This is a genomic window from Nostoc sp. (genome assembly GCF_036917455.1).
In the GTDB taxonomy this organism is placed as follows: Bacteria; Cyanobacteriota; Cyanobacteriia; order Cyanobacteriales; family Nostocaceae; genus Nostoc.
Window position 1 is genome coordinate 96,070 of record NZ_JBALDK010000200.1, and the last position, 26,569, is coordinate 122,638.

A 26,569-nucleotide genomic window follows, 5' to 3' on the forward strand; every position below is an offset into this window, starting at 1 on the left:
TTGTAGTAAAACTATAGAGCAAATGTTGTTTATGCAAGCACTTGCGACCTATATACACGGAGAACTAATTATTAAATTTTACTGTAACTAAGAGCAAGATTCTGAAAGCAAGCTTTATAAAAATTAACACTCCTTCATTTGAAAATTATTGATTGGAGAAAAGTAAGCAGTTCACTTTTAACCAGTGGGAGGAGTGTCATAGACTGTTGGCACAGAGCAACGTTACTCAGTTACATTTTTTACAAACTTAATTCAGCCAGATTTTAGAGATGAATACTGAAAATCAGCAGCGCAATCCCGTGTTATTAGTACACGGCATTGATGATACGGGGGCAGTTTTCCATAAAATGGCGGGTTACTTAGGATTACAGGGTTGGTCTGTATATTCCCTGGATCTGGTTCCTAATAATGGTGATGTGGGTCTGGATAAGTTGGCAAAGCAGGTAGCCGATTATGTTACAGCCACCTTTGCACCAGAACAAAGCTTAGATTTAGTAGGCTTCAGTATGGGAGGAATTGTCAGCCGTTATTATATCCAGCGACTGGGAGGAATTAACCGCGTCCAGAGCTTTATCACCATCTCTTCACCCCATCATGGAACTGTGGTTGCTTATGGTTCTCAGCGTCCTGGTTGTGTACAAATGCGCCCCGACAGCATTTTTCTCAAGGATTTAAATTCTGATGCTGTAATCTTGGAGCAACTAGATTTTACATCTATCTGGACACCTTATGATTTGATGATTGTGCCAGCCAATAGTTCACAAATGCCCGTAGGAAGCGAAGTAATAGTACCCGTTATCCTACACCCTTGGATGCTAACGGACTCCAGGAGTTTAACAGCAGTAAAAGCAGCTTTAACAAACATTATTAAGCTACCCTTCCTTAAAAAAGCATCAAGTTAGTTGCTAAGATGCTTGCCACGCTGAATCTACTCATCTTTAAATTACGAATTACGTAAAGCCTGCGCTATAGCTTTATCTACGAGAAGGTGTTCGAGAACGCTTAGAGCGTAGCGGGGGTAGCCTATTACGAATTACTTAAATCCTATCCCCAATTTGCGTATGTTCGTAACTTCCAAAAATCGCTTCTGGATGACGATAATACTTGAACTCCATAAGGTTATAAAAGGGATCTTCTAAAAAGAAAGTGCGATGCTCAAGAGGAGAACCGACAAAGCGATTTTTGGTTTCTTCATGAAAAAGTAGCTGTTGTTGTTGTGCCCTTTCTAGTAAGTCTTGCCAGTCACGTTCTTGGGTAAAAATTAGCCCAAAGTGTCTGGGATAGATACTCTTTTGCGCTATCAAGGGTTCTTTTGTGACGTGAGCCACTAGTTGATGACCATAGAGATTGAGAATTAGGGCATGATGGTTTTCACGACCAGGAATGCAGCCCAAGCCATCCACGTAATATGCTTTTGTTTGGGAAATATCAGTCACAGGGAAAGCAAGATGGAATAAAGTTTGGCTCATAGATTGTGGGAAAAATATTCAGTAGTTGATACTATCTACAATTGATTCTGTTAAATTTTGATTGTGGTCAAGTTGAACACAGTTTTAATTGACAATAACTTATATTCTTTATCTTTATAACTAAACAAGGAACTGGGTACAACTTCAGTCACTGCACCTTGTGGCTAAGGACTTCGCCTTACATTTACATAATTTATACCTAATTATTTTGGGGTGACTCCTTTCTCTTGTGTAGGTATACTAATTTATGTTTGCATAGGCACACACTCAGGAACGTAGATTTAATAGTTTACAACTTTATTATGGATGGTGTGTTGGTAACTTAACGCACCATCCATAATAAAGTGCTTTGGCTCTGTTACTAGAAGAGTCCACCCAACTAAACAAAAGTTTTGCATTTTGTTTAATCCTCGTTCTTTAGTCAATGTTTGTAATTTTACACTCAGCTTTCAAGATGATGCTCATACAATTTAGTTAGTAATACAAACATATTACTTTAGCTGAAGAGATTTCAGAAATTAAGCACTAAGCATGACAAATTCGTTATTCTGTTGATGTTCAGACAAAATTACTCATGATTTGCTGATGTCATCCTTAATTGATTCTGTTAATCCCTGGTTAGTGGCAGTAGTATTAAACACAACTCTATTGGGTTTAGCTTGGATTGCTCCGAAAAAGCTGCTTACCCCTGCTGGATCGTTTCATGCCTGGTTTCTGGCCATCTTAATTTGGGTAACTCTAGGCTGGCAAGGATATACAGTAGTAATGTTCTATTTTCTGGTTGGTTCTGGCGTTACTCGCATTGGAATGGCACAGAAAGAGGCTGAAGGAATTGCCGAAAAGCGTTCTGGGGCAAGGGGGCCAGAGAATGTCTGGGGTTCTGCTTTGATTGGGGCGCTGTGTGCTTTGGGAGTAGGGATAATAAATTCGGGATTTCTTGTACCTAGTTCCCAATCCCTAGTCCCTAATCCCCAGTCCCTATTATTGCTAGGCTATGTAGCGAGTTTCAGTACCAAATTGGCTGATACTACTGCAAGTGAAGTTGGGAAAGCGTATGGTAAAAGCACCTATTTGATTACCACACTCAAACCAGTGCCTCGCGGTACAGAAGGAGCGGTAAGCTTAGAGGGGACTTTAGCTGGGATTGTGGCTTCTGTTGCGATCGCATTTGTTGGTTGGGGAGTTGGTTTAATCGATCTATTAGGTGTCGCTTGGTGTGTACTGGCAGCATTTATTGCCACCAACTTAGAAAGTGTGATTGGAGCAACACTGCAATCTAAATATACTTGGCTAACCAATGAAGTAGTAAATATTTTTAATACATTAATCGGTGCGATCGCGGCTGTGCTAGTTGCCTGGACATGGGTAAATATCATTAACTAGATCGGTGATGCTGAAGAATAACTCAGAAGTCGGAATGCTACGCCGCAGGTTTTACCCTGCGCTATCCTGACTCCTGAATTTCCTCTACTGCACTACCTCTAATATTTTCAATCCTGTTTTGTCCCCGCTAGACTGTAAACATAATCATGGGAAATTATTGTATTTTCTAACTATATAATTTTTTGACCATTTTCATACAATTAGTTTATGGAATCTTTATCATATTTATTCATCAACAACCAGATGATTTTTATATGATTTAATTTAAAAGTCCTATAAGTGTTTAAGCATTTTCACATAATTAATTCATGGAATCTTTATCGTTTTTGACAATTAATGACAAAATAATTTCTATTGAGGAAGCTGTAAAGTACCTCCAAGCCTCGGGAAAATTGGGGCAGTTCATTGGGGATATTCTCCGTCAGTACGTAATTGAGGAAGAAATCCGAACACGAAACGATATAGAGATTGGCACCGCAATAACTGAACAGGCAATTATTGATTTTAGACTGAAAAATCAACTCACTGATCCCCAAAATTTTCAAGAATGGTTAAAGACTAATAACACAGATTACGCTACCTTTCACACATCGGTTACTTTTGGTTACAAGTTAGAGAAGCTGAAAGCTGTAGTGACGGAGACAAAACTCCAAGAATATTTTATTGAGCGTAAAATTTTTTTGGATCGGGTGGTACTTTCCCGGATTGTTGTTAATAATCGAGAATTGGCAGACGAACTCCACACCCAAATTGAAGAAGGAGGTAGTTTTGAGCAACTAGCTAAAGAGTATTCACTTTCAGATGACCGAATAGTAAACGGCATGATGGGAATCGTCAGCCGAGGAAGTATGCCGGATATATTACGGTCAGCTATTGACGTGGCCAGTCCTGGACAATTGGTAGGACCTATAGAAATCGTTGGCAAAGACTCTCCTCAAGGAGAAGGACCTTATGGTTTGTTTCGAGTAGAACAATTTCTGCCAGCATCTTTAGAAGATACTCAATTAAATCTTGCATTACAAAATGAGTTATTTGAAAAATGGCTAGCAGAGAAAATTCAAAAACTGACAGTCAAGTTACAAGTGAGTTAAATATTCTGGATAATGAATCTTTACGATTAAAAGTGCTAGCTTCTTTGCCTTGGAGTCAGCCACCACTATGCTGGCTAACTCCCGAACAAAAATCTCAATTGGAAAATGAGTGCCAAACTCGTCAATATCGTTTGGGAGAAAAAATTTGGTCAAATGATGTTAGGCGTTACCAATTCTTAATTGTGGCTGGAAAAGTTCGCTTACGCGAAGAGGGCATTGGTAAACCAATAGCCGCCCTAGATGTGGGGGATTGGTTTGGTGATTTACAAAAGCTGTCTGCGGATTTTAAAGCTGTAGCTGCTAGCAAAGAAGTAATAGTAGTATGTTGGGATTCAGCCCTGTGGACAGAATTTTCTAACCCACAAATTCAAGAATTTTGGCAAGTGTTACCAGTGAATATGGAGGGAGAAAGAGATACATTTTCCTTCTCTTCCACTCCTTCACTAGCGCCAGCCTCTGAGGGGACTTCCAGCCCTCACAGCCTCCAACCTCAAAGAGGACTCCCAGCCGCCAATTTAATCGTCTCAAATTATCCGTTTGTTGCCAGTTGGAATACAGCTGCTGCCTGTTTAACAATGGTGGCACAACAGTTAGAAAATTCTGTGCAACTGGAATGGGTGCAGCGTCAACTCAGAGGACAACGCCCAAAACAGGTTGTGGAAGCAGGAGAAAAGCTAGGGTTATCGTTGCGGCGGTTACAAGTGAGTTGGGGTGAGCTGCGACAGCTATCATTTCCAGCTTTACTGTTGTGGAATTCTGACTCTCCCCAGAGTCCATCTTGGGTGGTAGCTTATGGAGTTAAAGGCGATCGCTTAATTATTGCTAACCCTCTAAATCCCGATCGCATTTGTGAAAGCTTACCGCAGTCGATAGTTGAGGCATCGTGGGATGGGCGATTGTGGCAAGTAGAACTCATATCCCAGCAAGAAAAGTTTAACCTTAGTTGGTTCACTCCAGCAGTTTGGAAATATAAGGGATTGCTAACAGAAGTGTTGTTAGCATCTTTTACCTTGCAGCTTTTGGGGTTAACAACACCGCTAATTACCCAAGTCGTCATTGATAAAGTAATGGTGCAGGGGAGTTTGCCGACTCTTGATGTTATGGCGATCGCACTTCTTTGCGTAGCCATCTTTGAGTCTGTACTTGGAATCTTGCGCCTATTCATCTTTACCCATACAGCCCGTCGTCTAGATTTAAGTTTATCAGCACAGCTATTTCGCCATCTGATGCGGCTGCCTTTGGCTTATTTTGAGTCGAGGCGCGTTGGAGACACAGTAGCACGAGTCCAGGAACTCGAACAAATTCGTCAGTTTCTCACAGGTACAGCATTAACTGTGATTCTAGATAGCATCTTTGCTGTGGTCTATCTAGCATTGATGTTTTACTATAATATCCCGCTTACCTTTGTGGCTTTAGCAGTACTGCCACTGTTTGCGACTTTGACCATAGTTGCAACACCAATTCTGCGTAACTGGCTGAACGAAACCTTTAACCGGAGTGCTGATAGTCAATCGTTTCTAGTAGAGACAATCACCGGGATTCATTCAGTTAAAGCCCATGCAGCAGAACCAGTCGCCCGCGATCGCTGGGAAGGCTTATTTGCTCGCTTCATTCGCACAGGTTTTAAAGCCTCTACTACCTCCAATATCAGCAGCAATATCGGTGACTTTCTCACCAATTTTTCCACCATGCTGATTCTCTGGTTTGGAGCTAAATTAGTCATCGAACAAAAGCTGACAATTGGACAACTAGTTGCTTTTCAAATGCTATCTGGCAGAGTAACAGGCCCGCTTTTGCGCTTAGTACAGTTATGGCAAACCCTCCAACAAGTGCTACTTTCTGTAGATCGCATTGGTGATATTCTCAACGTCTCCCCAGAAGCTGAACTAGGAACCGGTCTAGTTTTACCACCCTTGAAAGGACAAGTCACTTTCGAGCAAGTATTTTTCCGCTACCGGCCGAACTTTGAAGCAATTCTGCGGGGAATCTCTTTCAATGCCGAACCAGGGCAATTTGTTGGCATTGTCGGACGTAGCGGTTCTGGGAAAAGTACCCTGTCTAAACTCTTGCAACGCCTCTATCAAATTGAATCAGGACGCATCTTGATTGATGGTTTTGATATTAAAAGTGCCGATTTAGCCTCATTGCGGCAACAAGTTAGTGTCGTTCTCCAAGAAGACTTTTTATTCAACGGTTCCATTTTGGAAAATATCACTCTCGGTACTCCCGATATTACCGCAGAGCAAGTGGTAGAGGCGGCAAGACTAGCAGTAGCACACGACTTTATCAGTCAATTACCTTATGGTTACGAAACCAATGTGGGTGAACGCGGTACAGCTTTATCTGGCGGACAAAGACAACGTATTGCCCTCGCAAGGTTATTTCTTTCCCAAGCGCCGATTTTAGTTTTGGATGAAGCTACCAGCGCTTTGGATAGTGAAACTGAACAACAAGTACTACAAAACTTGCAAAAAGTTTCCACTAACCGTACTGTGTTCTTGATTGCTCACCGCTTTGCTCCCCTCAAACGCGCCGATTTGATTTTGGTATTAGAGCAAGGCGTAATTGCTGAACGTGGTACTCACTCAGAGTTGTTGCAGCAAAAGGGTTTGTATTGGTCACTATATCAACGGCAGCAAGCAAATATCTAGTAGCTTTAACAAGCTAACTTGTGCTTACTTTATACCCCGAAAATCAGCTTAAAGATAGTCTTTGGCGAAGGGAGCAATGCTCTAACAGTGAGATGGGTAAGCAGGGGAGGCAGGGGAAGAGAAAGAAATAAGTGTAGAAGCAGTCTGTTTCGGTAGTAAAAAATACTAAAAATGCCTCTTTACTCCCCCTGCTTCCCCTGCTCCCCCTGCGTCCCCTGCCTATTTCACGAGGATCTCACTTTTTCGCGTTGCTCCCTTGGCGAATGGAGTTCTGCTCTATTCGCCTTTTGAATTTCTTAAGTATGCAGAAAACTGTTAGGAATCGGTATCTATTCGACACTTCCGGGTAATAAATATGGTTTTGAAGACGGAACATCTATGGCGGCTCCTCACATCGCTGGGGTAATAGCTTTGATGCTCAGTGCTAATAAAGGTCTAACTAATGCCCAAGTGCGTCAGATTGTCACAACGACAGCAGCAAATAGCTTGGTATAGAATAATGCCTTAAGTGTGGTTGAGCAAAAGTAAAATAAAATTATTATAAGCGGCAGAATGAGCAGCAAACGCCACTCATTCTGCCGCTTATTTCATAATTAAGCATATTTTAAATATGTGAAAATCAGTGTAGCTCTTCAGAAAAAGCACGATTCTCATAATAGTTTTTGGTAATAAAATTAGCATTTTATTATTAGATTTCATAGTAATTATTAACAAGACGGCTAATTTACACATTGGAATTTTTGGTTTGCAAAAATTTTAATGTTTTAGCTATAAAAAAACATTGCTGATTTTGAGAAAAAATTATGCTCAATAATAAGACGAATAACAATTTTTTTTCTACTAATAAAAGCTTAAATTTTACTTCAACCTCTTCATTAGATACATTTAATACTAAGGATGACTCTAGCCTAAACTTAAGCGGACGTAGTAGCTACAACTCAAGCGATTCTGATGTGCAGTTGCAAAATAATAGTGACTCTACTACTAATGCTTTTAGCACAGAAAGTTATAACTCCACCAACGGCTATGGCTTAATTAATGCAGCAGCAGCAGTGGCTAAAGCTGCTGGTCAGAATACCTTTGCTGATGTTCCCGATCTTGGTGGCAATAATTGGGGAGCAGATCTCATTAAAGCACCGGAAGTTTGGGCACACGGATATACAGGTAAGGGAGTCGTTGTTGCTGTTTTAGATACTGGGGTTGACTATAACCACGAGGATTTAAAAAATAATATCTGGACGAATACCAAGGAAATTCCAGGTAACGGTATAGATGATGATGGTAATGGCTATGTTGATGATGTTTCTGGCTGGAACTTTGCTGATAAAAATAACAACACCCTAGATAAAAACGGTCATGGCACTCATGTTTCCGGTACGATCGCAGGAGAAAATAATAGCTACGGTGTCACTGGTATTGCTTATGATGCCAAGATCATGCCCGTCAAAGTGTTGAATGACTCTGGCTCTGGTTCCTATAGTTCCATATCTAAAGGTATTCACTACGCTGTGGATAATGGAGCGAATGTGATTAACCTCAGTTTAGGAGGCCCATCTTCCAACAGTACTCTGGAGTCAGCCATTAACTATGCCAGCAGCAAAGGAGTGATTGTTGTCATGGCAGCAGGTAATGATGGTGACTCATCACCAGGTTATCCTGCCCGGTATGCATCCAAGTCGGGAATTGCGGTTGGAGCAGTAGATAGCAATAACAATTTGGCCGACTTCTCTAACCGTTCTGGAACGAATCAAATCACTTACGTCACAGCCCCAGGAGTTAAGATCTATTCATCGGTTCCAAATAATCAATATGCCACTTATAGCGGTACTTCTATGGCGACTCCCCACGTTGCTGGTGTAGTTGCTCTGATGCTTAGTGCTAACCACAACTTGACTGATGCTCAAGTACGTCAGATTATCGCAGAAACCGCAGAAAATAGTACAAAAACTACAAACTCTAGTTTAAATCTTTCTAATGCCAGTTCTCTAGTGAATCAAGCGATTGCAAATACCGCAGGAAATAGTACACAAATTACAAACCCTAGTTTAAATCTTTCTAATGTCAGTTCTATAGCAAGGCAGGTGATTTCTGACAACAACCTGTTACGCATCTATGGACAAACGGCTAATAATCTCACGTTACAGAGAATTTCTAGTTTTAATAACTATGATGTTAGTTCTCTAGTGAGTCAGGCGATGTCTAACGACAAGGTGCTAGGCATCCACGCAGAAACAGTAAAATATCTGACATCAGAAACTATCGCTAGTTCTAGTAATTCTGATTTCAATTCTCCAACAGATCGGACAAATACAGAAACAGCAAAATATCTTATACCCGCCGAAGGTAATAACGGATTAGCCATTGATGAGAGCGATGTCTTCTCTGCGAGACGCTACGCGAACGACGGGCTACGCCTACGCTTTTCCTCTTCAAGCGGAAGAAAGTTTAGCTGAATGCTAGGGCCGGATTTCTCACCACATCTCGATTAAGCCTGGGTTTGAGCAGAGGAGCAGGGGAGCAGGGGAGCAGGGGAGCAGAGGAGCAGGGGAGCAGAGGAGAGTTCAAATACCAAGTTCTTTCCCCTCTGCCCCTCTGCCCCTCTGCCCCTCTGCCCCTCTGCCCCTCTGCCCCTCTGCCCCTCTGCCCCTCTGCCCCTCTGCCCATCCTTCCCCTCAAGCTTGTGAGAAATGCGGGTAGGGCGTGTTGTCAATTGTGGTTATCGGCATGGCAACTCTTAGAGAGGCTGCGCCAAACCTTAGAGCTAGTCTAGCGTACCCCTGCTCTTAAGCAAGCTACGCGCAGCGTCTCGTAGAGAGCGTCATTTTGAATTCCGCCTTGCGGTACTAGTCCCTATTCTTCCAGTAAGCTTCTCAACATCCAAGCTGTCTTTTCGTGTACTTGCATCCGTTGAGTTAATAAATCGGCAGTAGGTTCGTCGTTAACTTCCTCTGTGACGGGGAAAATAGACCGTGCAGTTCTGACTACGGCTTCTTGTCCTTCCACTAATAAGCGGATCATGTCCACTGCTTTAGGAACTCCGAGTGTTTCTGGAATCGAACTCAGTTTGGCATATTCGCTGTAGGTTCCTGGTGCGGAATAGCCAAGCGCTCTAATTCTCTCAGCTATTAAATCAACTGCTAAGGCTAATTCTGTATACTGGGTTTCAAACATCAAATGTAAGGTTTGGAACATCGGCCCCGTTACATTCCAATGGAAATTATGAGTTTTCAGATACAGTGTATAAGTGTCAGCCAACAGACGAGATAAACCCTCGGCAATTTTAGCCCTACTAACCTCGTCAATGCCGATATTTACATTTTTGACTGTTACTTTCGATGACATAATTTTCTCCTAATTAGGTTATATGTAATTGGGGATTGGAAATTCGGCATTGGGAATTGGGCTATTGGCAAGAAAATTAAGTCCCCATTCCCCATTCCCCATGCCCCATACCCCATGCCTATTATCTATGCCAAGTGCATCTTTAAAACGCTACGGGGTGCTTTACGGACTCTGGCTAAAACGGTTTCTTTGCCTAAACGCTGGCAAGCTTCATACCGATGGCAACCAGAAAAGCCATAATATTGTCCATCTACTTCTAGGACATCAATAGGTTCTTGCTGCCCAATCTCCGCAATCGATTCCATTAAGGCTTGTACTTTATTTGGATCGTTTGCACGGGGCAATGGTCGTTTTATCTGATTTAATGGAATTTCTTGGACTCTAACCATAAGGAGTTTATCCAACTAGTTCTGTTTTGTACCTTTAAATAAATCATAGTCGTTATGACTTCGTTTTGCAATGTATATTTGGGGCAAAACTGGTAATGGTATCATTGGAGCACTCATGCGACAAAAAGACCGCGCTGCAAAGCAATTGGAAAATCAGCTCCAACGCCGCATTAAGGGGCAAAAGAGGCTCTCTACGAGAAGAGGCTCCGCCAACGCGAAGGATTACTTACTACCGCTTCTCTACGAGACGCTGTGCGAATGTTATCAAATAGGCATGAAATTTTCGTTTTGGCGTTTTTCCCACACTGTGCTGACAATATTTTGTCTATTGGGGCTGACTGCTGCATCAGGGCCTGAGAGCAATATCCAGGATATGGAATTGAAAATTGGGATTGTGCAGCGATTTGGCTCACAACCCACAGTCAAACTGCAACTGGAACCCACAAAAGGCGATCGCTTAAAGCTAAAATTTCAAGCGGGCAACAAGCAGCAAACCCTGGTAACAAAGAACCCCGTAAAGCTGGAAACAGTCATGCAAGCTTTACCCCAGCCAGATGTTGAAGAAATGGTAGTTTTAGGCACATATCGCACTTTTGAAACGGCAGAAGATAGTGCTAACAAATGGCGTTCTCAGGGAATAGAAGTGGAAATAGCCCAGCCAGAACGCTGGCAGGTTTGGGCTAAACGAGATGTTTATAGCACTCCTTTACTGCGCCGCTTGCTTTTGCAGAATATCCAAGCTTCTACTCAAGAAAAAGTATATCTTGATACTAAAGTCTTAAAACAAGTGCCGCAAGTTAGTTGGGTGGTAGATGGTAAACGCTATAGCCCAAATGATTTGGAAATCAGCACTGATAAAAACTTGATTCGGGTGAATAAAAGCGAAAAACCAGAAAATGCTCGTCTTTATGCTGGGCAATTGAATTTACAGCCAAATGCCTATGGCACATACACTCTAGTTAACCAAGTCCCCTTAGAAACTTATTTACGTGGGGTTGTGCCTTACGAAATAGGCACGGATGCACCAACTGCGGCACTGGAAGCCCAAGCAATTCTCGCCCGGACTTATGCTTTAAGAAATTTACGCAGGTTTGCCGCAGATAACTACCAGTTGTGTGCCGATACTCACTGCCAAGTTTATTATGGGCTAAATGGAGCGGCTGCTAAAACAGATCGAGCGATCGCTTCCACCAGAGGTAAGGTAGTAACTTATAAAAACGAACTAGTAGATGCCCTGTATTCTTCCACCACGGGTGGCGTTACTGCTTCCTTCAGCGATGTCTGGAATGGCGACGATCGTCCCTATCTGCGCCCTGTACTAGATGCTGCGACTAATTTTTGGGACTTGTCTAAGCAGAGTTTGGCAGATGAAAAAAACTTCCAGAAATTTATTAATATCCAACAAGGATTTAATGAGAGCAAGTGGGATGCGTTTCGTTGGCATAAGGAAACCTCTTTAAAGGATATCATCAAGGACTTGCAGAAATTTTTGCAGGTGAAAAACAGTCCCCATGCCAAATTTAAGACAATTCAGGCTATGGCAGTAGTCAAGCGAAGCAAGAGCGGACGCATCCTTGAACTCGCAGTTAAAACTGATAAAAGTACCTTTATTCTCCACAAAGACGAAGTTCGCAGTGCCTTTGCTGCCCCTACAAGTACGCTTTTTTACCTAGAACCTCTGAATAAGGGCAAAGCTGAACTGTGGGGATACGCTTTTATTGGTGGTGGATTAGGACATGGAGTTGGCTTAAGTCAAACTGGCGCTCAAAATCTAGCAAAATTAGGTTGGTCAAGTCCAAAAATTCTTCAATTCTACTATCCTGGTACTGAGATTCGAGTTCTGAATAAAGAGATTAAATTTTAAGCTAATCGCCATTTAAGTTGCATCTATCTTTAGGTAGGAATCAGGAATTAATAAAAGGCAAACAAAAAATTAAGCAGCAACACAGTAAATTTGGTGTTCCTGCTTAATAGTAAATTCCAGGCTTTTTGTCAAAGTGGCTTTAAGAAGCACACACAACTTGGTGTTTAGTCTTCTAAGATTGAGACTTTCGGCGATCGCTCAGTTAAGAAGTTGAGCAACTATAATCACCAATTGAAATAGGTTTTTGGCTATTTAGTTTTGCTCTTAATAGAGTTCTTCTTCTTTGTGAGTTTCGATTGTCAGATTAGAAGTTGGGTAAGCAACACAGGTCAGTACATATCCAGCTTCGATTTGATCGTCATCTAAGAATGATTGATCGCCTTGATCGACGGTACCTGATACGAGTTTACCTGCACAGGTCGAGCAAGCACCAGCGCGGCAAGAGTAGGGCAGGTCAATACCAGCTTCTTCAGCAGCGTCTAGAATATAGGTATCGTCCTCAACGTCAAGGGTTGTGTTCAGCCCTTCAGCCTCATTGATTAGTGTAACTTTATAAGTTGGCATTGAGTAATCCTCTCTTTTGTGAACGGCAGTATAAGTTATCTTAAGGCAAAGGTCGCGGCTGTTCTTTGGAATTAGCCGCTAGTTTATATTTGCTTCAATTCTGATACTACGAGAAAAATTAAACGATGTAACTGGAAATTGAACCCGATTAGTAATGAAATTTAGTTGCTTAATCCCAATAAGTTTTATTTATGTATTTACTGTCATAGTCGGGCTGTGATAATAAAAAACTATCTTTTAGCGAAGTAACTATGATTAAATTTGATGTTATCTAAATTTGCCAAAAGACTTTTCATCCATAAGACAAGATTTTTGTCAAGAGAATCAAAAAACCTGAAAAAGTTTGAAATTAAAAAATTTCCTCCAAAAACTCCGAGAATTTAAAGACGAAAAAAAACCTATTTGTAAGCACGTAAGATAATGAGTCTGTGCCAAATTTTTATATATCAGGATCGTGTATAATTCAGGAGCAGCTTTGGAAAAACCAAGAGTGCGTGTAGGTTTGGTAGGTACCGGGTATGCGGCAAAGTTCCGGGCTGAGGCATTGCTCCATGATGAGCGATCGCAGTTAATTGCAGTTGTTGGTCATACCGCAGAAAAAACAGAAGCCTTTGTCAAAGAGTACCAAATTGAAGCGTTGAGTTCTTGGCAAGAGCTAGTAGGGCGTGAAGATGTAGACCTAGTGGTAATTTGTACTGTGAATCGAGATCACGGTGCGATTGCTCATGCAGCACTTACCAACGGCAAACACGTAATTATAGAATATCCCCTTTCGTTAGATGTAGTGGAAGCAGAGGAACTGATTGCCTTAGCCAAAACCCAACAAAAACTCCTGCACGTAGAACATTTAGAACTTTTGGGTGGCTTGCATCAAGCCTTAAAGCAAAACTTAGCCAAAATTGGTGAAGTGTTTTATGTTCGCTACAGCACCATCAATCCCCAAAATCCTGCACCTCGCAAATGGACTTATAACCACGAGTTATTCGGCTTTCCCTTAATTGGAGCGCTGTCTCGCCTACATCGCCTCACAGATTTATTTGGTAAAGTATTTACTGTTAACTGTCATCAGCGATATTGGGAAATAGAACCGGAATATTACCAAACCTGTTTTTGCACTAGTCAACTCTGCTTTAACAGTGGACTTTTAGCCCAAGTAGTTTATGGCAAAGGTCAAAGGATTTGGCAATCAGAACGCAAGTTTGAAGTTCATGGGGAAAAGGGTGGTTTAATTTTTGATGGCGACACAGGAATTTTCATCCAGCCAGGAGAAACAACAGCTATAGAGGTTGGCCCTCGCCGGGGTTTGTTTACCAAAGACACAAAGATGGTGTTAGACCATCTTTTTGATGGCACTCCTTTGTATGTTACCCCAGAGGAAAGTTTGTATACTTTAAAGGTTGCTGATGCTGCTCAAAGAGCCGCACAGACAGGGTTAACTATGTTTATGAAAGATATCTAGATAAAAGTTAATGAAAACCGAACTAATTGTTATTTTATCCCAACGAGAAATAGAGAAAATGCGTCAAGCTGGGCGTTTAGCAGCCAAACTTCTCCAGCATCTCGAACCGTTTGTGAAGCAAGGGGTTAGCACTCTGGAACTAAATGATGAAGCCGAACGTTGGACGCAAGCGCATGGAGCAAAAAGCGCACCCCTTGGCTATAAGGGTTATCCCAAATCGATTTGCACCAGTGTAAATGAGGTAATTTGTCATGGCATTCCCAATGCCAAGCAGATTCTCAAAGAAGGTGACATTATTAATATTGATGTAACGCCCATTGTTGAGGGTTATCACGGCGATACATCCAAGACATTTTTTGTTGGTACACCTTCTCCAAAAACGAGAAAGCTGGTAGAGGTGACAGAGGAGTGTTTGCGCCTGGGGATTGCTGAAGTTAAACCTGGGGGACGCATTGGCGATATTGGTGCAGCTATTCAAGAGTATGCTGAAGGGCAAGGCTTTTCTGTAGTGCGAGATTTTGTTGGACACGGCATCAGTAACATTTTTCACACTGCACCGGATGTTCCTCATTATGGTACTCGCGGTAAAGGCAAGCGCCTCAGACCGGGGATGGTTTTTACTATTGAGCCAATGATCAATGAAGGTACTTACGAAGTCGAAGTTCTCAGCGATAAGTGGACTGCGGTAACGCGCGATCGCAAGCTTTCTGCTCAATGCGAGCATACCTTAGCTGTAACTGAAGATGGCGTTGAAATTCTGACTCTACCTGAAGGTGACAATTACTAGACTACTGGTAGGTTTTTCTACTACTTGATTAACATCATGACTCAAAGTCTTGTTGCGGAAAACGTTACACTAGAGCAACTAATATTGCTCTATGGATTATTGATCCAAACTCCTTCTGCCGAATCCGCTTATTCGCCTGATGTGTTGCTGCTAAATCTTGATAATCTCGACAAGGAACCGTTTTTTCAAAAACAGTCAACAGTAAGCCAAGCAGCATCGGTTCCAATAGTTATTGAGGTTGTTTCAAGCAACTGGCGAGATGATTACTACAATAAACTTAGAGATTATGAAAAAATGGGAATTCCCGAATATTGGATTGCTGATTATGCTGCATTGGGTGCAAGAAAGTTCATCGGCAATCCCAAACAACCTACTATCTTTGTATGCGAATTAGTTGATGGTGAATATCCAATGACACTATTTCAAGGTAACACCGCGATTTCATCACCTACCTTTCCTCAATTAAATTTAACTGCACAGCAGATTTTTAATGCGGCTAACTAATTTTTTATAACTATCTTCCTAACCTATTTGGAATACCTTCACAACCACCAGGGATAGTAGCTCTCGTTTTTTCGCCACCCCAACTGCAACAGTAGCAACGCGCAGACTCAGACATCCGTTGCACATTGCTGAAATCGGCATTTTCCACCACAGCGCCAGTTTGTTCGCCGATTTCATAATCTGGTGGTTCAGTCCGACTGCGGGGCGATGCTTTATCTACTACACCGTAGAATAGGCGAATGCCGTTGATGTCAGCACCACTGAGATTAGCACTATATAAAATTGTGCGGGAGAGGTTGGCTTTTACTAAATCACAAGCGTTCAAGTTAGCACGGACAAGATTAGCTTCGCTGAGGTCAGTCCAACGTAAATCAGTACCTGAAAGGTCTGCTGCGGCTAACATTACGCCTAAATCGATGACACGCAAACCTTCCAGGCGGTCTTCTGCATATCCGCCAGTCCCATCAAGAATGGCTCGACCTAATAGCCGATCGCGTTTTAAGGGTGATAGCAACTTGGAACGTGAGAGAAAGCGGAGAATTTTCGCTTTACCACTACCATCGACACTACTTAAAATTGCCGCAGTGCGTCCTTCAGCGATCGCTCTTTCTTGAGGCCAATCTTCTAATAATCCTTCTTCATCTAATACTAAGTCTGAAATGCCTTGGAAATAGGAATCAATTGTCTGTTGTTGGGTGATAATATTTTGCTGAATCGTCAGCATATTTTGCTGAATTGTCAAGTCTTTAGAAATTACATATTGTCGCCAAGCTACGTAAACGGCAATGATCGCGATGAGAATTTGTCCCAAAGCGCCAAACCATTCTGCTAGGCTACCAGCAATATCCCAGTTAATTTTGCGTCCTAAAACAAGTAAGCGATCGCCTACACCTGTGAACCGAATCAAGCCAACGATCGCGACTATTAGTCCCAAAAAGGCTACAAACAGGGTGCGTTCTTCGGGTGAAAACCACTCGTTTAAAACTTCTTTGAACCAAGGCAATAATATCGCTAAAGATAACAATAAAGCTATCAGCGTTCCAATAATGCCGACGATCCAGTTATTGAAGATAATTCCAATGAAGGTGATGGCGATCGCTATTAAAGTAATTAGCAATGCCCTCGGTTTAACTGTGAATTGCTTGGTAATGGGTTGCTTGAACTCGGAATGGGCTTGTTGTATAGCAATTGTATGTTGCGGAGATTGTAAAGATCCAATCACCGCTAGTACTTCTGAGGTTAAGTTTTTCTCAGTTGAACTACCGTCAAAGTCATCCGGTTGCAAGTCGTTTTCAGGAACTGGTTCTGGGGTTGGTAGATTAGGAGAATCGGATTCAATTGTCATGTTTTCTATTTTGCTCCCTCAATCCAAATTATGCAGCGTTCCTACCGCAGAAAATTCACGAACTACTTTAGATTTCGCTTCGCTAAATTCAAAGTTTCTGAAATTTCATCTGTTGAACTTGCTAAAGCCTCCACAATATTGTCCTTTTAGCGATTTTTCAACATTCCCGACCCGTTCAAAATCCGTTACAGTGAGTCTAGCGCTGTAGACGGATTTCACAATTTATAATAAGTTTTTGAGAAAAAGCGAAAAACTAGACTAGGCAATAAATACAGATGATCCGACCGCGTAAGGTCTTTGCTCAACATTGGCTCAAAAGTGAAAAGGCACTCGACGCAATTATTCGAGCAGCAGAGTGTACAGAAAGCGATGGCTCCGCGAAGGGCGAACGCGTCCTGGAAATTGGCCCCGGAACCGGCATTCTAACTCGTCGTTTATTGCCCTTAGTCCAATCTCTGATTGCAGTTGAAATAGACCGCGACTTATGCCACCTGTTGTCAAAACAACTGGGTAAGACTGAAAATTTCTTATTGCTGCAAGGCGATTTTCTCACCCTGGATTTACCATCTTATTTGGTAGCCTTTCCCAATTTCCAAAAGCCAAATAAAGTAGTAGCCAATATTCCCTACAACATTACAGGGCCAATCATTGAAAAACTACTGGGTACGATCGCCAACCCCAACCCCGAACCATTTGACTCAATAGTGTTGTTGGTACAAAAAGAAGTCGCAGAAAGATTGTATGCTAAACCAGGGTCAAAAACCTTTGGGGCGTTGAGCGTGCGGGTACAGTATTTGGCCGAGTGTGAGTTAATTTGCACCGTTCCAGCCGCCGCATTCCATCCACCGCCAAAAGTTGATTCAGCAGTAGTGCGATTGCGCCCCCGAAAAATAGAAATACCAGCACTTAATCCCCGACAGTTAGAGACTTTCTTAAAATTAGGGTTTGGTGCCAAGCGCAAAATGTTACGAAATAATTTGCAATCTGTTATAGAACGCGATCGCTTGAGCCACTTACTGGAACAATTAAAAATAAATCCCCAAGCCAGAGCCGAAGATATCAGCGTTCAGCAATGGGTAATTCTAGCAAATGAACTAGGAGTGGGCAGTAGAGAATAGGGGACATTCCCAATTCCCAATTCCCCATTCCCCCATTCCCCATTCTTATAAAATGCGTTCCTACAGTCTAATTGCCCCTGCTAAAATCAACTTGTATTTGGAAATCATTGGCGATGCCGACGGCGGGCTAAGCCAACGCCCCGATGGCTATCACGAGTTAGCCATGATACTTCAAAGTATTGGACTTGCAGACCAAATTGATGTGCGTTCTATCACCACTGACAGCATTCGCGTTCACTGCAACCACCCACAAGTACCGACAGATAAAAGTAATCTGGCATACCGGGCAGCAGAATTAATGGTGAAGCAATTTCCCGAAGCCTTTGCTAAATATGGGGGTGTGGAGATTACCATCAATAAGCAGATTCCTGTAGCGGCTGGGTTGGCTGGGGGTTCGACCAATGCAGCAGCTGTGCTGGTAGGGATAGATTTACTATGGAAGTTGGGATTAACTCAGTCAGAATTAGAGGAGTTGGGAGGCACACTTGGTTCAGATGTCCCCTTTTGTGTAGCGGGTGGAACTGCGATCGCAACAGGTAGGGGTGAACAACTTTCTCCCCTGCCGAGTTTGGATACTATATATGTAGTATTGGGGAAATACCGCAGTCTGGAAGTTTCCACACCTTGGGCATACAAAACCTATCGGCAGCAATTTGGTCATTCTTATATTAGAGATAGTGATAACTTGGCAGCGCGTGCTAACGCAGTTCATTCAGGAGCAATAGTTAAAGCTATTCTGGACAAAGATCCGAGAGAAATTGCCCAAAAATTGCACAATGATTTAGAGCGCGTGGTATTACCAGCCTATCCCCAAGTCTTGCAGTTACGAGAAGTGTTTGCAAATCAAGAAGGCGTTTTAGGAACAATGATGTCTGGTTCTGGGCCAACAGTATTTGCTCTGTTTGAGTCTCAACAGCAAGCAGAACTAGTTTTGCGGCAAGTAAGGGAAGCAATTCTTGATGAAGATTTGGAATTGTTTGTAACTCGGACAATCGCACATGGTATTAAAGTGTCATTGTCTATTTAAATAATTATTTTTCGCTAATGAAGCGAAGGTAATAGACAAAAATATTTCAAATCGCCCAATCTAAAATAGTATGAGTGACCAAAATTTAACACCACAGACAGAAACTAAAACACAGGCAACAGCGAGTCCCTTACGCTGTTTTACTGGAGCAGTAATTTCTGGAGGAATGGGATATGCAATGTATTCGCTGATGATTGCGATCGCTACAAATTTTGCTACTAAACCTGTTCATTCAATTAATCCATTAGTAATTAAGATTTCTTCTGCTGTTCGGACTTTGGTTGTTGGTGTAGTTGCTTTAGGAAGTGGGATATTTGGTATAGTAGCAATTGGTTTGTTGGCTTTGGGAGTGCAATTATTAGTCCAGGAGTTGACCAAACAAAAAAGTAGTGAAAATTAGCAATTAGGGTTAATAGAAATTAACAACTAAAGTCTAGAATATTTTAACGTCAATATTTCCTTTGCTGCACTTGTCATTCTTATAGTCAAGCTTTTTAAAAGTGGTTTGTTGTCAGATATCGCTCTTTGAAAAGGAGATTTTTTAATTTGGGTCCATAGTGTAATCTTTGACTTTAACAGATTTCGGGTTGACACTTTATAGACTGGCCGAAGGTTCACAATTTTATACGGAATTCATCCCAACGACACTGAAGTTGATAGCAACAACATCATTTATGTATGAGCAAAATTATGAACACACCTAAAAAATATTTTTTACCTCTTATTTTTGCGACAATCTTTGTCAGCCTCAGCAGTTGTAGTTCTGACCCCACGGCTCGTAATATTGAAAGCGGAACGCCATCCCCTACGACAACACCAACGAATAGCGTCTCTTCTCAAACTCCCAGCCAGATTCCTAGCGTAGCTCAGTTGAGAGAAAAATCTCCTAATCCAGAATCTCCCAAACAAGAGACACCTTCCTCATCAACTAAAGCTGTTACTGGCAAAACTACTAGTGTCACACTATATACAAGTGATGCCCAGTGCCAAGAACTAATTCCCGAAAAGGTTTCCATACCAGCCGAAGAACCTGTGAAAAATGCAGTAAGTAAAATTTTAGAGAAACGGGATACAAGCGATTTTAGCTTGTCTGGATATCGTGTCAACATCAAAAATGGCATTGCTACAGTTGATTTGCGAATATCTCCTGAGTCGAAACGGCAACTAGCTTCTCTTTCTAGTTGTGAACAGTTTGCTCTGTTTGGCAGTCTCCGCAAAACCCTAACTAGTAATGCTCAATGGAATATAAAAGAGGTTCGCTTCACCGAGGCAGGTAAGGACATTGTTCTTTAGTTAAATATGATAGTAAGTGCTGTCATTAGGTAGCTAAAAAGATTTTTCAATCTGAACAGCTATCAGATAAAGATATCCATCAGCAGTTATCAAAAGAGTGTATATTCTAGCCAATTGAAAACAGCTGTAAATAGTGGTATGATTACTTTTATATTTAAGTAATCTGGCAGCAATTCGCGGGTGTAATTCAGTGGTAGAATGTCATCTTCCCATGTTGATCGTCGTGGGTTCGAGTCCCATCACCCGCTTTAAAACTTAGGTACATTAACTAATTATTTGTCAGTTTTAACAAATTAAAGACAGAAACAGCATTCCAAAACCAATCAAACCCATCCCAAAATTTATCTGACTTGCGTTCGAGTTGCAATGACCACCACCAAGCTTCTTTGGGAGGGTTAAAGCTAGTTTGCCAGTCAGCAGTTTTGCAGATGATGGCGATCGCTCTTTTGCATTGTAGTTAGCATTGCTTGTCGTAGCCCTTGCCCTTTGTTGGGATGACGTTCTTGCATATTTCGGTAGAATTCCATTATTAATTCTCTGCTCATAAAGAAACAAAAATACTAGGAATACCAGCCGTCCTAAACGCACGGGATAACCCGATGATTCCTTCACCCGTGATTTATCCTCTAGGTTTATCACACTAAATCAGCTGACAAAAAAGATGGGGGCATAAAACGGGGTAAAGCCGATACCACACAAAAATCCCGACTTGGGGATGTATCAAAGACAGCTACGATGATAGCCGAGATTAAGAAGATAATTTCATAAGTTTAAATGTCATGGTTTCATGACATTTTTGTGATTCTTATCATTGGCTGCTATTTTTCTCACTCATTCCACAGACTTTCCACAGGGATTTTAGCAGTTTTCCACAGGCTGACAACGAACTAATGGGCTTCTTACCCTCTGGCTAGGGATTGTTAATTAACAGTGGCAAGGAACTTCAATGACTGAGTTTTTATAAATAAAAGTAACGAAAAATAGACTCAAGTGCTGATTATTTCGTTCGGATTTATTTTTTATACAATGGTTTTTAACATTTCGCAGCATTGACAAACCCACCCCCTCTTGGCGCACAATGATTCGGCTTGCTCTTGTAGTTCGTTCAACCGTTGGCATCAAATGTGTAAAATATATTACCTAAGATGTAAGCGCAGATTGTCGAACTGACAAAAGAGTGGTGAGGAAGCTTGATTGCCACTTCACCGCAAGCAACTTGTCCCTCTTGATTATCCTCATAGGAGGAAAATCTCATGAAATCAACGGTTAGCATCTTTACAGAAATTCCCGAAACACTCCACGAATCCTTAAAAAACTACTTAGAAACCCATCCTGATTGGGACGAGAACAGGGTATTGACGGCGGCACTATCATTGTTTTTACTCCAAAATGGAGATAGCGATCGCCGTGCTGCCCGAGTCTATCTGGAAACTTTGTTCCACCACTCCTCAGTAGAAACGCCTGTCATCGATTCACCCGTAACAGCTAATCTATTAGACACCCCGTAGGTACGGGCGTTATTTTGGCTCATACCCGAATGTGGGCACGGTTTCCCGTGCCCCATCAATGGGATTTGACCCAATAGCGATTAAGCATATCCGCGCAATATTACAACAAAAAAGATCGGTAGATTCCGATATTAAAAAGGTTCCAATAGTTTCTCGTGTTGCTAAAGCTAATTGGTAATAGTGCAAGATTTAAAATTGCTGACTGTTAAAACTTGTTACATAGCGCTTTTGTTTTGGATATGAACATGTTTCTAGAGGTGCATAGCTATCATTGGTGTCAATTTAGAGCCAAGATGAAAATCATTCGTGGGTATACAAACAAAGCCCAGGTCGCTGTGCTGAGAGAAAACAAGGGGATTAAGCTCCTTATTTTGAAACCTGCAAATGAAGGTTTTGTCTCCTTTTGATGCGGTTTCTAACCACCGATTTTAGGTTAAATTGACAAGCTATGCGCCTTTACAAACTCCATCCTAAGCATCGTGATATCTGCCAAAACGGTCAGAGCAAAAGAAATATTTTCCAGTGGACTCTCTTCCTTGTCCACTATTTTAAACAGATAAACAAATATCTCAAATAACAGCCTGGTCTGTATTTGAGCAATATCTACCTATGTTCGATTGTCTAAATTTGTCTTTTACGAAATCATTACCCCAAGAGTCAACAGTCAAGAGTTAAAAAACTCTAGACTATAAACTCAGGACTTGGCTTCCAACTGTTGGGGGTGAGCAGGAGATTCAAACTTATACCCTACGCCACGTACAGTTTGAATTAATGCTGGCTGACTAGCATCAATTTCAATCTTCTTGCGAATTTGACCAATATGTACATCTACAACCCGTTGGTCGCCGACATATTCATAGTCCCATACCTCTTGGATTAGTTCTGCACGCCGCCAAACTCGACCTGGATGACTTGCTAAAAAATGCAACAAGTCAAATTCCAGAGCAGTTAAAGGTACTGCTTGGTTATTAAGTGCTACCTCCCGTCGCACCGGATCGATCATCAGTTTTTCAAATACCAAGCGTTTCTGCTCGGCAGTAGTTATCACTCTCTGACGTCTCAAAATAGCTCCGACTCTGACTTCTAGCTCTCCTAGTCCAAAAGGCTTGGTGAGATAGTCGTCAGCACCTTTGGCAAAGCCACGTATTTTGTCAGCTTCGTCAGCACGGCTAGTCAACATCAGAACAAAAACACCATTACGACTTTGCATCTCTTGGCAGAGGTTAAACCCTGTTACATCTGGTAAATTCACATCTAGAATCACCAAATCAGGGTTAAACTGCTCAAATAGATTTAAGGCTGTCTTTCCATCTTCGGCAGCCTCCACCTGATAGTTCTGCTTAATCAAAAAGCGTTGGATTAAATTCCGAACCGCAGGGTCGTCGTCAACTACAAGAATCTTGGCAGGAGCCATGACCATTATTTTGCACAAAAATTCGTAAGATTAACAAGAGGAGTTGCGTAAAAACGCAGTTGCCACTTTGGGACTAACTAAGAATCTACATGGCTACAGTATGAGAATCCCGATCGTTTAAAAATAAATACTGCGATCGAGATTGTAGGTGATGAGAACGTGAAACTTATGTTAGCCACAGTATATAAGCCCTCTGACTTTAGCCGCAATAGTTCTTGACACCAAAGCACCTTCTTGATCCCAGTTAGGTGGCAACTTAAAACGTTTCAATTTTAAATCGATATGCGGATATATACCACAAGCGATTATTCAGTATAATTAAAAAAACTCTACTAAGGCACTGTAAGTTGCCAAATTTGAAACAGTAAAGTAGATTTCTTCATAAAAACTATGCATTTTAGGTACTCTCCGTTCAAATTCTAGATTAGAGCCAGAATTAGACAACGACATGAGGGTATACACGGAGTTATAGCGATATGTTAAAGTGACTATAGTTGAAATTACAAAGTAAATCAAACTAACACGTGCTACTATCCTGGTAGGGCACAAAGTAGGTTGGGACTTTAGTTTCGACCAAAAAAACCTAAAGCTGTTTTTTTATTCGACAAAAGACTGCCGCTGACTGAGGCTGAAGTAACAAACTCCCATGAGCGATCAAAATCCCTACGAAAAACTTGGGGTATCAGAAGAGGCTAGCTTCGATGAAATTCAAGATGCTCGTAATCGCCTATTCGAGCAATATGGTGGCGATGCCAAGCATTTAGAAGTAATTGAAGCGGCTTACGATGCGATTTTAATGGATCGCTTACGGATGCGCCAGGAAGGTAAAATTAAAGTCCCTGAACGTATCCGGTTTCCAGAGTTGCGAGTGCAATCACCTCCTACAGAGAGTCCAACTCCTCGTGAGCAGTCACCTGCATGGCTGCAACGGATACTAGATCAGCCAACACCTGCGGATATACTTTTACCAGGAGCTTGGTTTCTTGGTTTGAGTTCTCTCAGTGTGTTTTACCCAGAGGGAGGCGAGCAGGTTTTGCAATTAGCATTGGTGGTTGGGGTAGGCACCAGTATTTACTTTCTCAATCGCAAGGAAGGCAAATTTGGCCGAGCAGTCTTGTTCACCCTGATTGGTTTAATCATAGGCTTAATCGCTGGGGGACTAGTTGCAAGCTGGCTCTTACCACAAATATCATTCATCACTCTAGGAACGAATCAGTTTTCTACTGTAGTGACGTTTATATTGTTGTGGTTGGTTAGTAGCTTTCTACGGTAAACCGCCAACTGTAAGCAAGTTTCTATAAAGAATACATGGCTTGTGTGTGTTCTTCTCAAATAAGAGTTTCAGGAGTCAGAATACCCATTCTGACTCCTACTTTAATTTGCAAGCTGAATACTGGTTAATTCAATCTGTCTATTGCAGCTACAAAGCCTTTTTAGACAAGGCGTTTAGGTTTTAAGACTAAATCTACAGCAGTGCTGAAATCCTTAACGATTAAGTCAGGGTGGTAGAGTTCCAATTGGGTGCGATCGCGGATACCACATTCTACAGCCATTACTTTAACATCATAATTTTTCGCTGCGGTGATATCGGCTTCGGTATCTCCCACCATCCAAGTATCAGTAGCTGGGGGTAGTTCTTGTAATGCCCTAGCCATTAACAAAGGCTTATCTTCAATATCACGAGTTTTAACGTAGTCATTACTCAGGCAATAACAACGATTTTCTGGGAAAAATCTCCCTAAATCGTGTTTTTTAAAAGCATAATCTAGTTCTCGAACTCGGCGCATGGTCATAACTGCTAAATCAATTCCAGCTTGTTGAATTTTTAACAGTGCATCCACAGCACCAGGCGCGAGAGTGTCGTAGTTGAAATAAGCTTCTGTATGCACAGTTTGCCGCCGCAACTGGGCGAATTCTTGGGCTTGGGTTTCATCTAACCCTGAATTTAAGGCGATTTGTTTTTCGGGGACGCGCGATCGCTTTAACTGCCAAAATTCCGCTTTTGGAAGTTCTTGCACTACTTGGTTTGGGCGACGAGTTTTCTCTAAGCAGAATTGATAAACACGGTAATACCGTTCGGAAACATCAATAATTGGGCCGTCGAAGTCAGTAATCAGTCTTAGCATCGGCGGAAAATGTTAATTTTTATTAAAATTATCTCAGATATATGGCTATTTTTCGAGGTCTATAAAGTCAACTTTTTTGGAGTCTGACTGACTTTCAATTGATATTTTGTAATCAGGCATCATTGCAAAGTACCGCGTTTGATTTGTTCGCTTTCAATAGCTTCAAATAAGGCGCGAAAGTTACCTTCGCCAAAACCTTTAGCTTGGGAACGACGCTCAATAAATTCAAAGAAAAATGTCGGCTGTTCAAATATTGGCTGGGTAAAAATCTGTAATAATAATGGTGCAGTATTTCCTCCCTCTAAAGAAGTATATTCTTGCCAGTCTACGAGAATTTCTTGTTGAGCGATCGCCTCAATTTCTAAAAGTGATAAAGGCAATCCTGGACGCTGTTTGAGTTGAGTGTAATAGGTTTGAGGAACAGATAATAAAGATAAACCACTGGCACGAAATTTAGCGATCGCACTCACAAGATTAGTTGTCCGTAAGGCAATATGTTGAATTCCTGGACCGCGATTGACATCTAAAAATTCCTGAATTTGAGAATTTTTGGAAGCTGGTTCATTAATTGGCAATTGGACGCTGCCGTTATGTGAAACCATCACCTGACTGTGTAAAGCAGAACGATTGGTTTTGATTTTAAATGCTTGCTGGGGTTGAAAATCTAAAATATTTTCGTACCAAGCGACAGCACGATCCAATTCCCCAACTGCCACGTTTAGTACTATGTGATCTATGGCAGTAATAGTGTTGTCATTTGTCATTTGTCCTTTGTCAAAAACCAATGACGGATGATTACCTGCAAATGAACTTTCTATCAACGTATGAGTCAATCCACCCCAAGCGGCAATTTTGCCATATCTGATGAACGCCGTACCTACCTGGCGTTCCTGAATGGGTTGGAGGATTGTCGCACCGTGTTTTTGAGCAAGTGCGATCGCAGTTTCCACATCTTCCACAGCAAAAGCGACATCTGCCACACCAGGGGGATAGTTACGCAAAAACTCCGCTACTGGACTTGTAGGCAACAGTGGTGAAGATAGAAAAAAGCAGACAGTACCACTTTTTACCACTTCTGTACAAGTGTGAAACGAACTGCTGCGATCGGCTACTGATTGAAAACCAAGATGGTGTACAAACCAATCCCGCCACATTTTGGCATCTTCTACATAGAAATGAACGCGATCAATTTTCATAGATATTGAAAATCCAGCATAACAGTTTATATATCTGTA

At 41.7% G+C, this 26,569-nt stretch carries 24 protein-coding genes, 1 tRNA gene and 2 pseudogenes; 17 read left to right on the plus strand and 10 right to left on the minus strand.

What is annotated here, in order from left to right; translation table 11 throughout:
* The first annotated feature begins 269 nt into the window (after positions 1-269).
* Positions 270-902 carry an esterase/lipase family protein gene (locus V7K42_RS21025; protein ID WP_334919284.1) on the plus strand — a complete coding sequence of 211 codons (633 nt, stop codon included), beginning with the start codon at positions 270-272 and terminating at the stop codon, positions 900-902.
* A 135-nt stretch (positions 903-1,037) separates the two neighbouring features.
* Here V7K42_RS21025 and V7K42_RS21030 read toward each other — a convergent pair whose 3' ends face one another.
* A complete protein-coding gene (locus V7K42_RS21030) occupies positions 1,038-1,469 on the minus strand; it encodes a VOC family protein (protein ID WP_334919285.1) in 432 nt (143 codons plus the stop codon).
* A 585-nt stretch (positions 1,470-2,054) separates the two neighbouring features.
* Between V7K42_RS21030 and V7K42_RS21035 the strand changes: the two genes are divergently transcribed.
* From V7K42_RS21035 to V7K42_RS21055, 5 genes and pseudogenes are all read left to right on the plus strand, one after another.
* Positions 2,055-2,852, plus strand: a complete 798-nt coding sequence (locus V7K42_RS21035) for a TIGR00297 family protein (RefSeq protein ID WP_334919286.1) — start codon at positions 2,055-2,057, stop codon at positions 2,850-2,852.
* Positions 2,853-3,160: 308 nt separating this feature from the next.
* Entirely contained in the window at positions 3,161-3,943 is a 783-nt protein-coding gene (locus V7K42_RS21040) for a peptidylprolyl isomerase (protein ID WP_334919287.1), read from the plus strand.
* Positions 3,892-6,594 (plus strand): type I secretion system permease/ATPase, encoded by a 2,703-nt coding sequence (locus V7K42_RS21045; protein ID WP_334919288.1) that lies wholly within the window; start codon positions 3,892-3,894, stop codon positions 6,592-6,594. The genes V7K42_RS21040 and V7K42_RS21045 overlap by 52 nt, the downstream gene beginning before the upstream one ends.
* A gap of 318 nt (positions 6,595-6,912) precedes the next feature.
* Positions 6,913-7,089 (plus strand): annotated as a pseudogene (locus tag V7K42_RS21050) (S8 family serine peptidase); the annotation flags it as partial.
* 308 nt (positions 7,090-7,397) lie between these two features.
* The gene (locus V7K42_RS21055) at positions 7,398-9,047 is read left to right on the plus strand and encodes a S8 family peptidase (RefSeq protein WP_334919289.1); all 1,650 of its coding nucleotides are present in this window, start codon (positions 7,398-7,400) and stop codon (positions 9,045-9,047) included.
* Positions 9,048-9,444: 397 nt separating this feature from the next.
* On the opposite strand, the gene V7K42_RS21060 is transcribed toward V7K42_RS21055, so the two are convergent.
* Positions 9,445-9,936, minus strand: a complete 492-nt coding sequence (locus V7K42_RS21060; RefSeq protein WP_334919290.1) for a Dps family protein — start codon at positions 9,934-9,936, stop codon at positions 9,445-9,447.
* A gap of 125 nt (positions 9,937-10,061) precedes the next feature.
* Complete coding sequence (locus V7K42_RS21065; protein WP_012410090.1) at positions 10,062-10,325, minus strand: ParB N-terminal domain-containing protein; 264 nt, start codon at positions 10,323-10,325, stop codon at positions 10,062-10,064.
* A 115-nt stretch (positions 10,326-10,440) separates the two neighbouring features.
* Between V7K42_RS21065 and V7K42_RS21070 the strand changes: the two genes are divergently transcribed.
* Positions 10,441-12,189, plus strand: a complete 1,749-nt coding sequence (locus V7K42_RS21070; RefSeq protein WP_442938609.1) for a SpoIID/LytB domain-containing protein — start codon at positions 10,441-10,443, stop codon at positions 12,187-12,189.
* A gap of 264 nt (positions 12,190-12,453) precedes the next feature.
* On the opposite strand, the gene V7K42_RS21075 is transcribed toward V7K42_RS21070, so the two are convergent.
* Positions 12,454-12,753 carry a ferredoxin gene (locus V7K42_RS21075; protein WP_094340098.1) on the minus strand — a complete coding sequence of 100 codons (300 nt, stop codon included), beginning with the start codon at positions 12,751-12,753 and terminating at the stop codon, positions 12,454-12,456.
* A 475-nt stretch (positions 12,754-13,228) separates the two neighbouring features.
* Between V7K42_RS21075 and V7K42_RS21080 the strand changes: the two genes are divergently transcribed.
* Genes V7K42_RS21080 through V7K42_RS21090 form a run of 3 tightly spaced genes read left to right on the plus strand, consistent with a single transcriptional unit; the run spans position 13,229 to position 15,503 of the window.
* A complete protein-coding gene (locus tag V7K42_RS21080) occupies positions 13,229-14,212 on the plus strand; it encodes a Gfo/Idh/MocA family protein (protein WP_334919292.1) in 984 nt (327 codons plus the stop codon).
* A gap of 10 nt (positions 14,213-14,222) precedes the next feature.
* A complete protein-coding gene (gene map, locus V7K42_RS21085; RefSeq protein ID WP_334919293.1) occupies positions 14,223-14,999 on the plus strand; it encodes a type I methionyl aminopeptidase in 777 nt (258 codons plus the stop codon).
* Between the two features lie 36 nt (positions 15,000-15,035).
* A complete protein-coding gene (locus tag V7K42_RS21090) occupies positions 15,036-15,503 on the plus strand; it encodes a Uma2 family endonuclease (protein WP_442938610.1) in 468 nt (155 codons plus the stop codon).
* A 10-nt stretch (positions 15,504-15,513) separates the two neighbouring features.
* Here the strand turns inward: V7K42_RS21090 and V7K42_RS21095 are convergent, their stop codons facing one another.
* Positions 15,514-16,848, minus strand: coding sequence for a pentapeptide repeat-containing protein (locus V7K42_RS21095; RefSeq protein ID WP_334919294.1), 1,335 nt, complete (start codon positions 16,846-16,848; stop codon positions 15,514-15,516).
* Between the two features lie 275 nt (positions 16,849-17,123).
* Between V7K42_RS21095 and rsmA the strand changes: the two genes are divergently transcribed.
* From rsmA to V7K42_RS21120, 5 genes are all read left to right on the plus strand, one after another.
* Positions 17,124-17,966, plus strand: coding sequence for a 16S rRNA (adenine(1518)-N(6)/adenine(1519)-N(6))-dimethyltransferase RsmA (gene rsmA, locus V7K42_RS21100; protein ID WP_334892817.1), 843 nt, complete (start codon positions 17,124-17,126; stop codon positions 17,964-17,966).
* Positions 17,967-18,018: 52 nt separating this feature from the next.
* Positions 18,019-18,993: a 4-(cytidine 5'-diphospho)-2-C-methyl-D-erythritol kinase gene (ispE, locus tag V7K42_RS21105; RefSeq protein WP_334919295.1), complete on the plus strand. Its 975-nt coding sequence runs from the start codon at positions 18,019-18,021 to the stop codon at positions 18,991-18,993.
* Positions 18,994-19,063: 70 nt separating this feature from the next.
* Entirely contained in the window at positions 19,064-19,393 is a 330-nt protein-coding gene (locus V7K42_RS21110) for a DUF3082 domain-containing protein (protein ID WP_334919296.1), read from the plus strand.
* 290 nt (positions 19,394-19,683) lie between these two features.
* Positions 19,684-20,286, plus strand: coding sequence for a sporulation/spore germination protein (locus tag V7K42_RS21115; RefSeq protein ID WP_334919297.1), 603 nt, complete (start codon positions 19,684-19,686; stop codon positions 20,284-20,286).
* Positions 20,287-20,462: 176 nt separating this feature from the next.
* Positions 20,463-20,534 (plus strand) — tRNA-Gly (locus tag V7K42_RS21120).
* 37 nt (positions 20,535-20,571) lie between these two features.
* On the opposite strand, the gene V7K42_RS21125 is transcribed toward V7K42_RS21120, so the two are convergent.
* Positions 20,572-20,925 carry a hypothetical protein gene (locus V7K42_RS21125; protein ID WP_334919298.1) on the minus strand — a complete coding sequence of 118 codons (354 nt, stop codon included), beginning with the start codon at positions 20,923-20,925 and terminating at the stop codon, positions 20,572-20,574.
* 466 nt (positions 20,926-21,391) lie between these two features.
* Positions 21,392-21,541 carry a hypothetical protein gene (locus V7K42_RS21130; protein ID WP_334919299.1) on the minus strand — a complete coding sequence of 50 codons (150 nt, stop codon included), beginning with the start codon at positions 21,539-21,541 and terminating at the stop codon, positions 21,392-21,394.
* On the opposite strand from V7K42_RS21130, the pseudogene V7K42_RS21135 reads away from it, so the two are divergent.
* Positions 21,540-21,731: pseudogene (locus tag V7K42_RS21135) on the plus strand (DUF2811 domain-containing protein); the annotation flags it as partial. The gene V7K42_RS21130 and the pseudogene V7K42_RS21135 overlap by 2 nt on opposite strands.
* Before the next feature lie 757 nt (positions 21,732-22,488).
* On the opposite strand, the gene V7K42_RS21140 reads toward V7K42_RS21135, so the two are convergent.
* The gene (locus tag V7K42_RS21140) at positions 22,489-23,208 is read right to left on the minus strand and encodes a response regulator transcription factor (protein WP_094329363.1); all 720 of its coding nucleotides are present in this window, start codon (positions 23,206-23,208) and stop codon (positions 22,489-22,491) included.
* A gap of 646 nt (positions 23,209-23,854) precedes the next feature.
* Here V7K42_RS21140 and V7K42_RS21145 point away from each other — a divergent pair.
* Positions 23,855-24,481 (plus strand): CPP1-like family protein, encoded by a 627-nt coding sequence (locus V7K42_RS21145; protein ID WP_334919300.1) that lies wholly within the window; start codon positions 23,855-23,857, stop codon positions 24,479-24,481.
* Positions 24,482-24,641: 160 nt separating this feature from the next.
* Here the strand turns inward: V7K42_RS21145 and V7K42_RS21150 are convergent, their stop codons facing one another.
* Positions 24,642-25,334: an HAD family hydrolase gene (locus V7K42_RS21150; protein WP_334919301.1), complete on the minus strand. Its 693-nt coding sequence runs from the start codon at positions 25,332-25,334 to the stop codon at positions 24,642-24,644.
* A 119-nt stretch (positions 25,335-25,453) separates the two neighbouring features.
* Entirely contained in the window at positions 25,454-26,530 is a 1,077-nt protein-coding gene (gene hppD / locus V7K42_RS21155) for a 4-hydroxyphenylpyruvate dioxygenase (RefSeq protein WP_334919302.1), read from the minus strand.
* Between the last annotated feature and the right edge of the window lie 39 nt (positions 26,531-26,569).

Bases quoted from the DNA above. Each gene is read 5' to 3' on its own strand.
- V7K42_RS21065 (WP_012410090.1), bottom strand. From the start codon at position 10,325: ATGGTTAGAGTCCAAGAAATTCCATTAAATCAGATAAAACGACCATTG.
- V7K42_RS21025 (WP_334919284.1), top strand. From the start codon at position 270: ATGAATACTGAAAATCAGCAGCGCAATCCCGTGTTATTAGTACACGGC.
- V7K42_RS21140 (WP_094329363.1), bottom strand. From the start codon at position 23,208: ATGGCTCCTGCCAAGATTCTTGTAGTTGACGACGACCCTGCGGTTCGG.
- V7K42_RS21075 (WP_094340098.1), bottom strand. From the start codon at position 12,753: ATGCCAACTTATAAAGTTACACTAATCAATGAGGCTGAAGGGCTGAAC.
- V7K42_RS21115 (WP_334919297.1), top strand. From the start codon at position 19,684: ATGAACACACCTAAAAAATATTTTTTACCTCTTATTTTTGCGACAATC.
- V7K42_RS21030 (WP_334919285.1), bottom strand. From the start codon at position 1,469: ATGAGCCAAACTTTATTCCATCTTGCTTTCCCTGTGACTGATATTTCC.
- V7K42_RS21150 (WP_334919301.1), bottom strand. From the start codon at position 25,334: ATGCTAAGACTGATTACTGACTTCGACGGCCCAATTATTGATGTTTCC.
- V7K42_RS21035 (WP_334919286.1), top strand. From the start codon at position 2,055: ATGTCATCCTTAATTGATTCTGTTAATCCCTGGTTAGTGGCAGTAGTA.
- V7K42_RS21145 (WP_334919300.1), top strand. From the start codon at position 23,855: ATGAGCGATCAAAATCCCTACGAAAAACTTGGGGTATCAGAAGAGGCT.
- map (WP_334919293.1), top strand. From the start codon at position 14,223: ATGAAAACCGAACTAATTGTTATTTTATCCCAACGAGAAATAGAGAAA.
- V7K42_RS21095 (WP_334919294.1), bottom strand. From the start codon at position 16,848: ATGACAATTGAATCCGATTCTCCTAATCTACCAACCCCAGAACCAGTT.
- V7K42_RS21045 (WP_334919288.1), top strand. From the start codon at position 3,892: ATGGCTAGCAGAGAAAATTCAAAAACTGACAGTCAAGTTACAAGTGAG.
- V7K42_RS21060 (WP_334919290.1), bottom strand. From the start codon at position 9,936: ATGTCATCGAAAGTAACAGTCAAAAATGTAAATATCGGCATTGACGAG.
- V7K42_RS21130 (WP_334919299.1), bottom strand. From the start codon at position 21,541: ATGAGATTTTCCTCCTATGAGGATAATCAAGAGGGACAAGTTGCTTGC.
- V7K42_RS21040 (WP_334919287.1), top strand. From the start codon at position 3,161: ATGGAATCTTTATCGTTTTTGACAATTAATGACAAAATAATTTCTATT.
- V7K42_RS21090 (WP_442938610.1), top strand. From the start codon at position 15,036: ATGACTCAAAGTCTTGTTGCGGAAAACGTTACACTAGAGCAACTAATA.
- V7K42_RS21110 (WP_334919296.1), top strand. From the start codon at position 19,064: ATGAGTGACCAAAATTTAACACCACAGACAGAAACTAAAACACAGGCA.
- ispE (WP_334919295.1), top strand. From the start codon at position 18,019: ATGCGTTCCTACAGTCTAATTGCCCCTGCTAAAATCAACTTGTATTTG.
- hppD (WP_334919302.1), bottom strand. From the start codon at position 26,530: ATGAAAATTGATCGCGTTCATTTCTATGTAGAAGATGCCAAAATGTGG.
- V7K42_RS21055 (WP_334919289.1), top strand. From the start codon at position 7,398: ATGCTCAATAATAAGACGAATAACAATTTTTTTTCTACTAATAAAAGC.
- V7K42_RS21070 (WP_442938609.1), top strand. From the start codon at position 10,441: ATGCGACAAAAAGACCGCGCTGCAAAGCAATTGGAAAATCAGCTCCAA.
- rsmA (WP_334892817.1), top strand. From the start codon at position 17,124: ATGATCCGACCGCGTAAGGTCTTTGCTCAACATTGGCTCAAAAGTGAA.